Origin of the sequence: Microbacterium sp. CJ77 (assembly GCF_002911615.1) — a bacterium.
In the GTDB taxonomy this organism is placed as follows: domain Bacteria; phylum Actinomycetota; class Actinomycetes; order Actinomycetales; family Microbacteriaceae; genus Microbacterium.
The window spans coordinates 258,916-273,437 of record NZ_PQBR01000025.1 but is presented as its reverse complement, the minus strand read 5'-3'; the positions used below and the strand labels follow the sequence as shown (position 1 = coordinate 273,437).

The 14,522-nt window shown below is 69.3% G+C and carries 9 protein-coding genes; 1 reads left to right on the top strand and 8 read right to left on the bottom strand.

Going from position 1 to position 14,522, the window contains the following annotated elements; genetic code table 11:
* Window positions 1-7: 7 nt before the first annotated feature.
* The 8 genes from C2868_RS16030 to pxpA form a co-directional block, all read right to left on the bottom strand.
* On the bottom strand, window positions 8-682 hold the full coding sequence (locus tag C2868_RS16030) for a spermidine/putrescine ABC transporter substrate-binding protein (RefSeq protein ID WP_103663551.1): 675 nt from the start codon (window positions 680-682) through the stop codon (window positions 8-10).
* Window positions 683-813: 131 nt separating this feature from the next.
* Window positions 814-1,296: a hypothetical protein gene (locus C2868_RS16025; RefSeq protein WP_146048095.1), complete on the bottom strand. Its 483-nt coding sequence runs from the start codon at window positions 1,294-1,296 to the stop codon at window positions 814-816.
* A gap of 25 nt (window positions 1,297-1,321) precedes the next feature.
* Complete coding sequence (locus C2868_RS16020; RefSeq protein WP_100809888.1) at window positions 1,322-2,302, bottom strand: ABC transporter; 981 nt, start codon at window positions 2,300-2,302, stop codon at window positions 1,322-1,324.
* Window positions 2,303-2,452: 150 nt separating this feature from the next.
* Window positions 2,453-3,136 carry a hypothetical protein gene (locus C2868_RS16015; RefSeq protein ID WP_103663549.1) on the bottom strand — a complete coding sequence of 228 codons (684 nt, stop codon included), beginning with the start codon at window positions 3,134-3,136 and terminating at the stop codon, window positions 2,453-2,455.
* A 154-nt stretch (window positions 3,137-3,290) separates the two neighbouring features.
* Window positions 3,291-7,163 (bottom strand): DNA-directed RNA polymerase subunit beta', encoded by a 3,873-nt coding sequence (locus C2868_RS16010; RefSeq protein WP_103663548.1) that lies wholly within the window; start codon window positions 7,161-7,163, stop codon window positions 3,291-3,293.
* Window positions 7,164-7,242: 79 nt separating this feature from the next.
* Window positions 7,243-10,734, bottom strand: a complete 3,492-nt coding sequence (gene rpoB / locus C2868_RS16005; protein WP_103663581.1) for a DNA-directed RNA polymerase subunit beta — start codon at window positions 10,732-10,734, stop codon at window positions 7,243-7,245.
* A 416-nt stretch (window positions 10,735-11,150) separates the two neighbouring features.
* Window positions 11,151-12,767 carry a 5-oxoprolinase/urea amidolyase family protein gene (locus tag C2868_RS16000; protein WP_258034466.1) on the bottom strand — a complete coding sequence of 539 codons (1,617 nt, stop codon included), beginning with the start codon at window positions 12,765-12,767 and terminating at the stop codon, window positions 11,151-11,153.
* Complete coding sequence (gene pxpA, locus C2868_RS15995; RefSeq protein WP_232711102.1) at window positions 12,761-13,531, bottom strand: 5-oxoprolinase subunit PxpA; 771 nt, start codon at window positions 13,529-13,531, stop codon at window positions 12,761-12,763. Before pxpA ends, C2868_RS16000 begins: the two co-directional genes overlap by 7 nt.
* Before the next feature lie 62 nt (window positions 13,532-13,593).
* On the opposite strand from pxpA, the gene C2868_RS15990 reads away from it, so the two are divergent.
* Window positions 13,594-14,466, top strand: coding sequence for a spermidine synthase (locus tag C2868_RS15990; protein WP_100809885.1), 873 nt, complete (start codon window positions 13,594-13,596; stop codon window positions 14,464-14,466).
* The last annotated feature ends 56 nt before the right edge of the window (window positions 14,467-14,522 follow it).

Genomic DNA, 14,522 nt, shown 5'->3' with positions numbered 1-14,522 from the left:
CAGTCCCTCAGGCGTCGGGGCCGGGCGCCGGGAACGGCGGGACGCCGGGGTCGAACGGGGCATCCAACGATTGCGACAATTCGGCCAACAGGGCATCGACCTGCGGCTCGACGTAGCGGGTGACGGCGGCCTGGATCCGCAGACGGTGGTGAAGCAGGATGGCGCACACCTCGCGGCCGATCAGGTTGGCGTAGTCGTCGGCCAACCCGACCTCCTGACGGAGGGCGGCCTTCGCCTCGTCGGTGAGGGCCGGGAGAGGAGGAACCTCGGCGTCGACCTCTTGCGCGAGACCCGCGATCGTGAAGAGGAACGGAGCACCCGCGACCGGATCGGGATCCATCGGCAGACCCTCGTACTCCGGCTCGAGACCGTCCGCGGGACGGTAGCTGCGCGCGCGGTTCCGCGCGGCCTGCTGGTCGAGCTCGGCCTGCAGCATCGGCAGGTTCAGCGACGTGTAGACGGCGACCGCCTGATCGACGATCGACTTGATGCGCGTCGAGAGGCCGTGCTGGACGGCGTGCGGCACGTCCGAGCCGAGGCCCGCCGCCGACAGCACGGGCGACCCGAAGCAACGGCGGCAGGGAGCGACCCTCCCCCGGTGGGTGGACGGTTCCCAACGCGGGAGCCAGCGCAGCCAGGCGTCGACCGCCCCGCTGACCTGCGTCTCCAGAGAACGCTCCACGTGACCAACGGTAGTACCGGGACGGCGCGACACGGCAGACATCCGTGGCTCGGCACGCTCGTGGCGCTGCCCCGGGGTCGAACGAACGCTCGCGTTCAGCCGTCGCCGCGCTCACTCCATTCGTCTCGGGCTCACTCCTCGTCGTGTTCCGGACGCTCCCACGGCCACCGAGCACCGCCCGGGCCCGCACGCACCACCGCGAGGGCGATCGCCGCCGAGATGACGCCCGCGACGACGATCACGGGTGTCGGCCACGACACGGCAATGCCTCCCGCGACCCCGAGTGCCCGCAGCGGGTCGACGCCCGAGATGAGCGCGCCGACCGCGACACCGACGACGTAGCCGACGGCCGCGGCGATCCCCGCGAGGAGCGCCATTCCCACACTCGCCCGCCGTGCGAGGGCGGGATAGGTCACCGCCGCGAACCCGAGGATCGCGAACACCGTGCCGAGGACCCCGGGCAGCTGCGTCATCCCGGGTTCGACGATGACCGCCGTATCCAGCACGAGGCCGACGATGCCGAGCCCGGAAATCAGGAGCGCGACGAAGCCGACGGCGGCGAATACCAGAATCATCAGTGAGCGCCGGCGATCGGCCGCGCTCACGTCAGCCATCTCGGCCCGTGTCTGAAATCTGTGTCTAGCCCTGCGCGGCACGCGCGAGCGTCGGCCCCGCCTCGAGGGTGCGCTCGTACTCGCGCTGCGCCTCGAGGTTCAGCTCGCTCACCCGTCGACCGCGCGCGGCCACCCAGGCTCCGAACCAGATCGTGAGCTCACGGCCGATGACGAAGGCGGCGAACGCGAGCGGCGCAACCAGCTGCGCCTCGACGAGGTCGGCGCCCTCGCTCCGCGTGAGCTGCCAGAACGGCGCCTGGAAGAGCTGACCGACGAGGTGTGCGCCGTAGGCGACGAACCCGATGAGGAGGCCCCAGACGACCCAGTGGGCCCAGCGTCCTCGGTTGATGATCGCCCCGAGCAGCCAGAAGCCGATGAAGAAGACGGCCGTCGTGATCCACAGCCACCACGAGGTGAGCGCGGTGATCGCCGTGTCGGCGACCGTGTCGAGAGTGAGTGATCGGTCGATCAGGCCGAAGGCCAGGGCCGCAGCGAGATAGAGCACGGCGAAGCTGAGGGCGGCGAGCAGGCCGATCAGACCGGCGGCGGCGCGGTTGCCGCGCGGACGAGGCGGCTCGGGAGCCTGCACGAAGATCGGCTGGGGGCTCGGGAAGGCGACCGGGGCCACCGCGGCCGGGGCGACGTAAGCGTCGGCTGCCGGCTCGCTCGGCGTCACCGCGGCGGGGGCCGCATAAGCGGTGGTCGGGGCGTCGGAGCCGGACGCGTAGGCCGTCGTGGGCGCATCCGCGTCCGCTGCCTGTGTGACGGGGGCACCGGCCGCGGGCGCGGCGTCGCCGTCCGCGGGCGTCACATCGGCCGAGTCCGGCGTCGCCGCCGCGGCCTCGTACATTGCATAGTCGATGTCCTCGCCACGCGAGGTCGTCGGGGTGATGTCGCGCTGGGCCGCTTCGGCGTCTGCGAGGCCTTCGTGCGCGCGGCCCACGACGTCATCCACCGGCCGCGGGTCCTCGACGGGTGCGCCGGGCTCCTTGCTGGCGTCGCTCATGGGTATGCTCCTCACGCGGGGACGGTCATCCGCCCATTCTGTGCGGGGCACTCCCCGCGGGCCTCAGGCTACCCCGGTGTCGCGGCGACGTCGGTCAGCCATGCCGCCGTGTGTCGGATGGCCGCGCACGATGATACCGAGGCGCCCGGCTCACCCCCCGGTCGAGTTGGACGGCCAGACGCGCGCCTCGGCGTTCGCCTGGTCGAACGGGGGCCCGGGGAACGTGCGTACGACGGCAAGCCACCGACCGGTCCGCAACACGTGCGTCTCGGCGGCGGATTGGTCGCCGGCCGGGAGGTCGCACCGGACCCCATCGGTGAGCGGGATGTCGGGGAGCGGCGTGCAGACGAACCCCGTCGCGGGGAGGACGTTCTGCGCGGTCTGGACGGCGGAGGGGTCGACATCGGCGACCGTGACGGTGGCTGCGCCCGAGGCATCCGTCCACGCGCATCCGATGGTGACCTGCGCGCCGAGCGCCTCCGGCAGCCCCGCAACCGATGACGGAGGGAACTCGATGGACTCGTCGAGGGAGGTCCCGTCCGCCGCCTTGAGCTGATCCCACAGCGCACGCGGATACAGATCACCGCACGCGGTCGGCGCACCCACCGCCTCGTTCTGCGCCGGAGGAGGAACGCTGACAGTGGGCGATGGTGACGGCTGTGCACTCGGCGGGGCGGCGCGGGGGTCGAGAGCGCTGTCGACGATCTGCCCGGTCCACGCGAGCACCACGGGTGTCATGGGGGCGGCAAGCCATACGAGACCCGCCACGACGGCGAGGGTCACGAGACCGACGAACCACGCGAAGACCGTGTTGCGTCCCCCGATCTTCGCCACCGTCGTCTCCCGTCGTGCCTGCCCCTCTTCCCCGGACGTTCCCCGCGCCCAGGCTAAGCCGGACTCGCCGTCACCGCCGGTCCGCAACGCGGTGCGCTCTGCGCAGACACGAAAAAGGGGGCCCGCTCGACGCGGACCCCCTTTTCGGGACTACTCAGTTGTACGTGCCGGGCGTGAAGTCGTCCGTCGAGAAGCTGTCGAAATCGACGAACCCGAGGTCGGCTTCGGAGTAGACACCGTCGGACGCGAACACCCGGTTGGGGTAGCGCTCGCTCTTGGCCTCTTCCGTCGCCTCGACGACGACGTTGCGGTACTTGCCGAGGCCGGTACCCGCCGGGATGAGCTTTCCGATGATGACGTTCTCCTTGAGCCCCATCAGCGGATCGCTCTTACCCTGCATGGCCGCTTCGGTGAGCACGCGGGTCGTCTCCTGGAACGAGGCGGCCGACAGCCACGACTCGGTCGCAAGCGACGCCTTGGTGATACCCATCAGCTCCGGACGACCCGACGCGGGGCGCTTGCCCTCGGCGACCGTCTGGCGGTTGATGTCGATGAAGCGACGCGAGTCCACGAGCTCACCGGGCAGCAGCGTCGTGTCGCCGTGGTCGACCACGGTGACCTTCCGCAGCATCTGGCGGACGATGACCTCGATGTGCTTGTCGTGAATCGGCACACCCTGCGAGCGGTACACACCCTGGACGCCGTTGACGAGGTACTTCTGCACCTCGCGGGCACCCTGGACACGCATGATGTCCTTCGGGTCGCGCGTACCGACCTGCAGCGCCTCGCCGACCTCGACGTGCTGGCCGTCCTCGACCAGAAGCGTCGCGCGCTTCAGGACCGGGTAGACCTTGGGCTCGTCGCCGTCGTCGGGCGTGATGATGACCTTCTTGGCACGATCGGTCTCGTCGATCGTGATCCGACCGGCGGCCTCCGCGATGGGCGACGCACCCTTGGGGGTACGGGCCTCGAAGAGCTCCTGCACGCGGGGCAGACCCTGCGTGATGTCGTCGGCCGAGGCCGAACCACCGGTGTGGAAGGTACGCATCGTGAGCTGCGTTCCGGGCTCACCGATCGACTGGGCCGCGATGATGCCCACGGCCTCTCCGATGTCGACGAGCTTGCCGGTCGCGAGCGAACGGCCGTAGCACTTCGCGCAGACACCGACGGCCGAGTCGCACGTGAGGACCGAGCGCACCTTGATGGACTCGACGCCCAGTTCGATCAGGCGATCGATGAGCACGTCGCCCACGTCGTCTCCGGCCGAGGCGACGACCTCGCCCTTGGCGTCGACGACGTCCGAGGCGAGCGTGCGGGCGAACACCGAGTTCTCGACGTTCTTGTCGCGCACGAGCTGACCATCGGCGCCCGGGGCGGCGATCGTGTACTCGAGGCCCTTGCCGGTGCCGCAGTCGTCCTCGCGGATGATGACGTCCTGCGAGACGTCCACCAGACGACGGGTCAGGTAACCCGAGTCGGCGGTACGCAGGGCGGTGTCGGCGAGACCCTTACGGGTACCGTGCGTGGCGATGAAGTACTCGGCGACCGACAGACCCTCGCGGTACGAGGAGATGATCGGACGCGGGATGATCTCACCCTTGGGGTTGTTCACCAGGCCTCGCATACCCGCGATGTTGCGGATCTGCAGCCAGTTACCACGAGCACCCGACGACACCATGCGGTTGATGGTGTTGTCGATGGGGAAGTTCTCGCGCATCGCGACCTGCACCTCGTCGGTGGCCTTGGTCCAGATGTCGATGAGTTCCTTGCGGCGCGCGGAGTCGTCGATGAAGCCCATGTCGAAGTCGTCCTGGACCTTCGCGGCGTCCTTCTCGTACCGTCCGACGATCTCCGCCTTGTTGGGCGGCGTCAGGATGTCGGAGAGGGCGACCGTGACACCCGAACGGGTGGCCCAGTAGAAGCCGGCGTCCTTGATGCGGTCGAGCGTCGCCGCAACCTCGGCCGGGTACTCCTCGGCGAGCTTGTTGACGATCTGCGACAGCTTGCCCTTGTCGGCGATGTCGCGCACGAAGGGGTAGCCCTTCGGGAGCGTGTCGTTGAAGATCGCCTGTCCGAGCGAGGACTCGACGAGGCCGTGGCGCTCGTAACCCTCGGGCGCTTCGCCCTCGAGGAACGACAGACCCGGGATGCGGATCCGAACCTTGGCCTGCAGGTCGAGCGTTCCCTCGTCCTTGGCGAGGATCGCCTCGGAGACGGAACCGAACGCGCGTCCCTCACCGGCGGCTCCATCCTTGACCGTGGTCAGGTGGTGGAGGCCGATGATCATGTCCTGCGAGGGCAGGGTGACGGGGCGACCGTCGGAGGGCTTGAGGATGTTGTTCGAGGCGAGCATCAGGATGCGCGCCTCGGCCTGGGCCTCGACCGACAGGGGCAGGTGGACGGCCATCTGGTCACCGTCGAAGTCCGCGTTGAACGCGGCACAGACGAGCGGGTGCAGCTGGATCGCCTTGCCCTCCACGAGCTGCGGCTCGAACGCCTGGATACCCAGACGGTGGAGCGTGGGCGCGCGGTTGAGCAGCACGGGGCGCTCGCGGATGATCTCTTCGAGCACGTCCCAGACCTCGGGGCGCGTGCGCTCGACGGCGCGCTTGGCGGCCTTGATGTTCTGCGAGTGACCGAGGTCGATCAGGCGCTTGATGACGAACGGCTTGAACAGCTCCAGCGCCATCTGCTTGGGCAGACCACACTGGTGGAGCTTCAGCTGCGGGCCGACGACGATGACCGAACGGCCCGAGTAGTCGACGCGCTTGCCGAGCAGGTTCTGGCGGAACCGACCCTGCTTACCCTTCAGCATGTCGCTGAGGGACTTGAGGGCGCGGTTACCCGTACCGGTCACGGGACGACCGCGGCGGCCGTTGTCGAACAGTGCGTCGACGGCCTCCTGCAGCATCCGCTTCTCGTTGTTGACGATGATCTCGGGTGCACCGAGGTCGATCAGGCGACGCAGACGGTTGTTGCGGTTGATCACGCGACGGTAGAGGTCGTTGAGATCGGATGTCGCGAAGCGGCCACCATCGAGCTGCACCATCGGGCGCAGCTCCGGCGGGATCACCGGGACGACGTCGAGCACCATCGCGGCGGGGCTCATGCCCGTCGAGAGGAACGCGTTGACGACCTTCAGGCGCTTGATCGCACGGATCTTGCGCTGGCCCTTGCCCTCCGAGATCTGCAGGTGCAGGTTCTCGGCCTCGGCGGCCAGGTCGAACGCCGCGAGGCGACGCTGAATCGACTCGGCGCCCATGTGGGCCTCGAAGTACAGGCTGTAGCGGTCCTGCAGCTCCTGGAAGACGTCGTCCTCGGGCTTGAGGTCGCCGACCTTGAGGTTGCGGAAGTCCTCCCAGACGCGCTCGAGGCGGGTGATCTGCTCGTCGAAGCCCTTGCGGACCTGAGCCATCTCCTTCTCGGCGGCGTCCTTGACCTTCTTCTTCTGGTCGGCCTTGGCGCCCTCTTCCTCCAGCGCTGCCAGCTCGGTCTCGAGCGTCTGCAGGCGCGTCGCGATGCGGGAGTCGCGCTGGTCTCCCAGCGTCTTCAGCTCGAGGCGCAGTTCGTTCTCGAGCTGCGGCATGTCGGCGTGACGAGCGTCGTCGTCGACCGAGATGACCATGTAGGCCGCGAAGTAGATGACCTTCTCGAGGTCCTTCGGCGCCATGTCGAGCAGGTAGCCGAGACGCGAGGGGACACCCTTGAAGTACCAGATGTGCGTGACGGGCGCGGCGAGCTCGATGTGGCCCATGCGCTCGCGGCGGACCGAGGACTTGGTGACCTCGACGCCGCAGCGCTCGCAGACGATGCCCTTGAAGCGGACGCGCTTGTACTTGCCGCAGGCGCACTCCCAGTCACGGCTCGGTCCGAAGATCTGCTCTCCGAAGAGGCCGTCCTTCTCGGGCTTGAGCGTGCGGTAGTTGATGGTCTCGGGCTTCTTGACCTCGCCGAAGGACCAACGACGGATGTCGTCGGCGGTGGCGAGACCGATGCGAAGCTCGTCAAAAGTTGTTACGTCGAGCACGTGTTCTCCTGTGTCGAATCTTTAAGTCAGTTACGTGAGTCGGGCCGGAATCGGGACGATCCCTGAACCTGTCGAAGGGTCAGATCTCGTCGATGGACGACGACTCGAACCGGCTGGAGATGTTGATGCCGAGCTCTTCCGCCGCGCGGAAGGCCTCGTCATCCGTGTCGCGGAGGTTGACCGCCGTGCCGTCCGCCGAGAGGACCTCGACGTTCAGGCAGAGCGACTGCATCTCCTTGATCAGCACCTTGAAGGACTCGGGGATGCCGGGCTCCTGGATGTTCTCGCCCTTGACGATGGCCTCGTACACCTTGACGCGGCCGAGGATGTCGTCGGACTTGATCGTGAGGAGCTCCTGCAGTGCGTAGGCGGCGCCATAGGCCTCGAGGGCCCACACCTCCATCTCACCGAATCGCTGACCACCGAACTGCGCCTTACCACCCAGCGGCTGCTGCGTGATCATCGAGTACGGGCCCGTCGAACGCGCGTGGATCTTGTCGTCGACGAGGTGGTGCAGCTTCAGGATGTACATGTAACCGACCGAGACCGGCGCGGGGAACGGGTCGCCCGAGCGGCCGTCGAACAACAGCGCCTTACCGGTGCCGTCGATCAGGCGGTCGCCATCGCGGGTCGGGATCGTGACGTCGAGCAGGCCCTGGATCTCGGCCTCGCTCGCACCGTCGAACACCGGGGTCGCGACCTTGGTGCCGGGGGCGGCCTCGAAGGCTTCCTGCGGCAGCTTGGCGGCCCACTCGGGGGTGCCCTCGACCTTCCAGCCCTGCTTCGCGATCCACCCGAGGTGGGTCTCGAGGACCTGACCGAAGTTCATGCGACCGGGGATGCCGAGCGGGTTGAGCACGACGTCGACGGGGGTGCCGTCGGCCATGAAGGGCATGTCCTCGACGGGCAGGATCTTCGCGATGACACCCTTGTTGCCGTGACGACCGGCGAGCTTGTCGCCCTCGGTGATCTTGCGCTTCTGGGCGATGTAGACGACGACGCGGCGGTTGACGCCCGAACCGAGCTCGTCGTCACCGTCCTCGGCGTTGAACTCCTTGACGGCGATGATCGTGCCCTGCTCACCGTGGGGGACCTTCAGCGACGTGTCGCGGACCTCGCGGCTCTTCTCGTTGAAGATCGCGCGGAGCAGGCGCTCCTCGGCCGACAGCTCGGTCTCGCCCTTGGGCGTGACCTTGCCGACGAGGATGTCACCGGGACGGACCTCGGCGCCGATGCGGACGATGCCGCGCTCGTCGAGGTCCTTCAGCAGGTCGGGCGCGACGTTGGGGAGGTCACGGGTGATCTCCTCCTTGCCGAGCTTGGTGTCGCGCGAGTCGACCTCGTACTCCTCGATGTGGATCGACGAGAGGGTGTCGTCCTTCACCAGGTTCTGGTTCAGGATGATCGCGTCCTCGAAGTTGTGACCCTCCCAGGGCATGAACGCCACGAGCAGGTTCTTGCCGAGCGCGAGCTCGCCGTTCTCCGTCGCCGGGCCGTCCGCGATGACCGCGCCGACCTCGACGCGGTCGCCGGCCGAGACGATGACGCGCTGGTTGTAGCTCGTGCCCTGGTTCGAGCGGTCGAACTTGCGCAGGTAGTACTCCTGCGTTCCGCCCTCGTCGAGCTGGAGCGTCACGACATCCGCCGACACCTCGATGACGACACCGGCCTTCTCTGCCGTGACGACGTCACCGGCGTCGATGGCCGCGTAGCCCTCCATACCGGTACCGACGAGCGGCGAGTCGCTGCGCAGGAGCGGCACGGCCTGACGCTGCATGTTGGCACCCATGAGGGCGCGCTGTGCATCGTCGTGCTCGAGGAAGGGGACGAGGGATGTTGCGACCGACACCATCTGGCGCGGCGAGACGTCCATGTACCCGATCTCTTCGGGGTGGAAGAGGTCGACCTCGCCACCCTTCTTGCGGGCGAGCACGCGCTCTTCGACGAAATGACCGTCGCCCTTGAGGGGCGCGTTGGCCTGGGCGACGATGAAGTCGTCCTCTTCGCTGGCCGTGAGGTAGTCGATCTGCTCGGTGACGCGACCGTCGACGACCTTGCGGTACGGGGTCTCGATGAAGCCGAAGGCGTTGATGCGCGCGAACGATGCGAGCGATCCGATCAGGCCGATGTTCGGGCCTTCCGGGGTCTCGATCGGGCACATGCGGCCGTAGTGCGAGGGGTGGACGTCACGGACCTCGACGCCGGCACGCTCACGCGACAGACCACCGGGGCCGAGCGCAGAGAGGCGACGCTTGTGGGTCAGACCCGCGAGCGGGTTGTTCTGGTCCATGAACTGCGAGAGCTGCGACGTTCCGAAGAACTCCTTGATCGCGGCGACGACGGGGCGCACGTTGATCAGGGTCTGCGGGGTGATGGCCTCGATGTCCTGCGTGGTCATGCGCTCGCGGACGACGCGCTCCATGCGGGACAGACCCGTGCGGACCTGGTTCTGGATGAGCTCGCCGACGGCGCGGATGCGACGGTTGCCGAAGTTGTCGATGTCGTCGGTGTCCATGCGGATCTCGGCCGGCTTGCCGTTGCGCAGACCCGAGAAGGTCGCGTCGCCGCGGTGCAGACGGACGAGGTACTTGATCGTCGCGACGACGTCCTCGACGGTCAGGACCGAGGCCGAGAGCGGCTCGTCGAGACCCAGCTTCTGGTTGATCTTGTAGCGACCGACCTTGGCCAGGTCGTAGCGCTTCGGGTTGAAGTAGAAGTTGTCGAGCAGCGCACGCGCGGCCTCGGCGGCGACCTGCTCGCCCGGACGGAGCTTGCGGTAGATGTCGCGGAGCGCGTCTTCCTTGGTGACGATCGTGTCCTTGGCGAGCGTCTCTTCGATCGAGTCGAAGCCGGCGAACTCGGTCATGATGTCTTCGCTCGTGAGGCCCAGGGCCTTGAGGAACACCGTGACCGACTGCTTGCGCTTGCGGTCGATGCGCACGCCGACCTGGTCGCGCTTGTCGATCTCGAACTCGAGCCAGGCGCCACGGCTCGGGATGACGCGCGCCGACACGATGTCCTTGTCACTCGTCTTGTCGGGGGTCTTGTCGAAGTAGACACCGGGCGAGCGGACGAGCTGCGAGACGACGACGCGCTCGGTGCCGTTGATGATGAACGTGCCCTTGCCGGTCTGCAGGGGGAAGTCGCCCATGAAGACGGTCTGGGTCTTGATCTCACCGGTCTGGTGGTTCATGAACTCGGCCTCGACGTACAGCGGGGCGGCGTACGTCTTGCCGCGCTCCTTGCACTCCTCGATCGAGTACTTCTCGGGCTCGAGGTAGGGGTTCGTGAACGACAGCTGCATCGTCTCGGAGAGGTCCTCGATCGGCGAGATCTCTTCGAAGATCTCCTCGAGGCCGCTCACCTCCGGGACATCCGTCCGACCGACGGACTTGGCTTCGGCGACGCGCGCCTTCCAGGCGTCGTTGCCGACGAGCCAGTCGAAGGACTCGGTCTGCAGCGCGAGAAGGTCGGGGACCGTCAGCGTGTCAGAGATCTTCGCGAACGAGAGGCGGGATGCTCCGCGACCGGTCTTGGGAGTGGTGGTGGATGCGTTGCGCGCAGCGGCCAAGGGAAAAACCTCCATGGGCCCAGAAGGGCTCGTGTTTCCTCGTCGTGGGTGGATCGCTCACCTTCCCCGAAACCAGAGGGCCGCACGCCGCTTTCGCGGGGGGCACACAGGCACAGCCGACCACCATATGAGGGCAGGGGGAATCTAGGAGCGCAAACAACAACTATACGTCGCGAACGGCCGACTGTCCAGTCGGATTCTTGACGAGTGTTGCTTCCTGCGGTATAACCGCGCGCGCCTCTTCCTATTCCCCGGCTCTGCACCCGTCCAGATACCCGGGCCTGCACCCGCGTCCTCCCCCAGCCCTGCACCCGCCGCCGGGGGGCTGGGGCGACAGCATCGCGTTGGGGCGCGAGTTCCGGCGCCCCAACGCGAATCCGACGCCCCAAGCACCCGCACAGGGCGGCGGAGGTGCGTCAGGCGTGCGAGCGAGCGTGACGGAAACGGATGCGAGTGCCCGGGCGGGCCTGCCCGAGGGCGTCGAGCGAGGCATCCGTCACGACCGCGATCACGGGGTAACCACCTGTGACGGGTCCATCGGCGAGCAGAACGGTCGGACGCCCACCCGGCGGCACCTGCAGGGCGCCCGGCACCATGCCTTCACTCGGCAGCTCGCCCGGAACGGCGCGCACGAGCTCGGGACCGTCCAGCCGGGCGCCCACCCGGTCGGCGTCGCGCGACACCGTCCACACGGATTCGAACAGCGCGCGCAGGGCGGACGGCTCGAACCAGTCGGCGCGCGGGCCCGGCGCGAGTTCGAGCTCGAGGTGGTCGGGCGGCGCACCCCAGGGCGCGATATCGAGCGGAGGGACGGGGTCGCGCGGCGCGCGCCCCACCGGGAGCGATCCGCCGGCTCGGAGCGGGCCCGGGCCCAGCCCCGCGAGGGTGTCGGTCGATCGCGATCCGAGCACCTCGTCCGCGACGATGCCGCCGCGCACGGCGAGGTAGGCGCGCGCGCCGTGCTCGAGCCATCCGATCCGCAGCTCGGACCTCGCGGGCCAGGGGCGCGCGACATGTGTGCCGACCGGGCGACCGTCGATCGTGAGCGGACCCGAACCCCCTGAGACGGCGATCCACAGATCGCGCGCCGCGACCGCCCGGAAGCCCCCGAGGGCGACCTCGATCCCGGCCCGTCCCTCGGCGTTGCCCACGAGACGGTTGGCGATACGGAGCGATTCGCGGTCGAGGGCACCCGATCGGGCCACCCCGATCGAGGCATGGCCGGGACGCCCGAGATCCTGCACCGTCGCGAGCAGGCCGGGCTCGACCACCCGGATCGCCGGGGATTCGGCCTCGCCCGCGGTTCTTGCGGGGACGACGGATGCGGTGGGCGTCGCGCGGACCGAGGGACGCCCGATACTGCGGAAGCGGACGCGATCGCCCGGCCTGAGAAGCGCCGGGCGCGCGGCGGCCGGATCGAACAGGGCTGCGGTAGTCGTGCCGATCAGGCGCCACCCGCCGGGAGTCTCGCGCGGGTAGGCGCCCGAGAAGGCGCCGGCGATGCCCACCGCGCCCGCCGGCACGCGGGTGCGCGGGACGTGGAGACGGGGCACGTCGAAGGTCCACGCGGGGCTCGTCAGGTACCCGAAGCCCGGCGCGAAACCCGTGAACGCGACGGTCCACGGGGCGCGCTCGTGCCTTTCGGCCAGCTCGCCGGGGCCGAGCCCGAGCATCTCGGCCACCTCGGCGAGGTCGGGGCCGTCGTACGCGATATCGAGCGTGATCGGGTCGGCGGGCGACGGGGGTGCCGCGGCATCCGTCGCCTGCGACCACGCGCGCTCGATCACGTCCCGCACCGCCGCCGCGGAGGTTCGGGCGGGGTCGAACGGCACGAGCATCGTGCGGGCGGCGGGCACGAGGTCGACGATCCCCGGGAAGGCGGAGGCCGAGATGGAGAGCGCGGCGTGCAGGGCCAGGACGTCGGCGAGGCCGGCGACCTCGGCCAGCAGCGCCCGCTCCCCCATGGGCAGGATCCGCAGGGTCCGCGACGCACTCACCATGGGGCTGCGCTCACCACGGGCTGCACTCACCACGGGGCGCGGACCTCGACCCCGGCGACATCGAGGGCGGCACGGACGGCCCGGGCCATCGCGACCGCCTCGGGCGTGTCGCCGTGCAGGCACAGCGAGGCCGCGTCCGCCACGACGAGCGTCCCGTCGATCGCCTCGACGACGCCGTCGCGCGCGAGCCGCACGGCCCGCTCGGCGACGACCGACGGATCATGCAGCAGCGCCCCCGTCATCCCCCGCGGCACGAGCTCGCCGCCGGGCGTGTATCCGCGATCGAGGAAGGCCTCGCGCACGAAGGGCAGCCCCGCAGCGGCGGATGCCTCGGCCGCCGCAGCGCCCAACGCCAGGACCGGCACGGCGCGGCCGAGGGCGTCCGAGAGGTCCACGACCGCCCGAACGAGCGCCCGTGCGAGATCGGCATCCATCCCGACCGCGTGGTACAGCGCCCCGTGCGGCTTGACGTAGCGGATGTCGGCCCCTGCTGCGCGCAGCGCGGCGAGCTGGCCCGAGACGACGACCGTCAGCTCCGCGGGTGCGAGGTCCATCGCGGCGCGGCCGAACCCGCCGCGATCCGGGTAGGACGGATGCGCGCCGACCGCGACGCCGTACCGCGCGGCGCGCTCGACCGCCAGGCGCATGGACGAAGCGTCCCCGGCGTGCCCGCCGGTCGCGATGTTCGCGCTCGAGATGACCGCGAACATCGCCTCGTCGTCGGCCGTGGGCGCTCCGTCGACCGTCTCGCCGAGGTCGGCGTTCAGGTCCACGGATGCGGCTGTCACGGGGTGCACGGCACCATTCTCGCTGGTGGCTCGCGCGGGTCTCGCGCGCCCCGCTCGGCTAGCGTGGGCGGGTGAGCAGAAAGCGAGATGGCGATGCCGAGGCATCCGCCCCCTCGACCCGGCTCTCGGACGGCTCGATCGCCCGCGTCGTGCCCTCGCCGTACACGACGGGATGGGAACTGGATGTCGCGGGCACCCCGCAATCCCATGTCGATCTCGACGATCCCACGCACCTGCACTTCGAGTACATCGCCCGCATGGGCGCCGTCATCGACCGACTCAAGCTGCCGGGGCAACCCCTCACCGCCGTGCACCTCGGCGCCGGAGCGCTGACCCTCCCGCGATACATCGCGTGGACGCGACCGGGATCGCGTCAGCAGGTCGTCGACATCGAGCCCGCCCTCGTCGATCTCGTGCGCGCCGAACTGCCGCTGCCGAGTGGCGCATCGATCCGGGTGCGGATCGGCGACGCACGCGCCGTGCTCGGGCGGCTCCCCGTGGGTCTCGTCGGCACGGTCGATCTGCTCGTATCGGACGTGTTCGCCGGGGCGCAGACCCCCGCGCATCTGACCTCGGTCGAGTTCTACCGCGCGGCCGCGGCCGTCCTCGCCCCGGACGGCGTGCTGCTGGTCAACGTCGCCGACGGACCCGGCCTGCGCTATGCGCGCCGCCAGGTCGCGACGGTGCGCGAGGTGCTGCCCAACGTCATCGTGCTCGCCGAGGTGCAGGTCTTGAAAGGTCGACGCTTCGGCAACCTGGTGATCGCCGCATCCGCCGCCAGACTCCCGACGGCGTGGTTGCCCCGCCTGATGGCAGCGGGCCCGCACCCGGCCAAGGTCGCCGAGGGCGCCGAGCTCGACGCATTCGTCGCGGGGGTTTCGGCGACGACGGATGCCGACGCCACCGATTCTCCGGCGCCGTCCTCGTCGTTGTTCGATCGCTGAGCGAACAACGTGCGGCAAGCCTCGGCACGCTCGGCGCGGCACGGCCGGTTGTACGC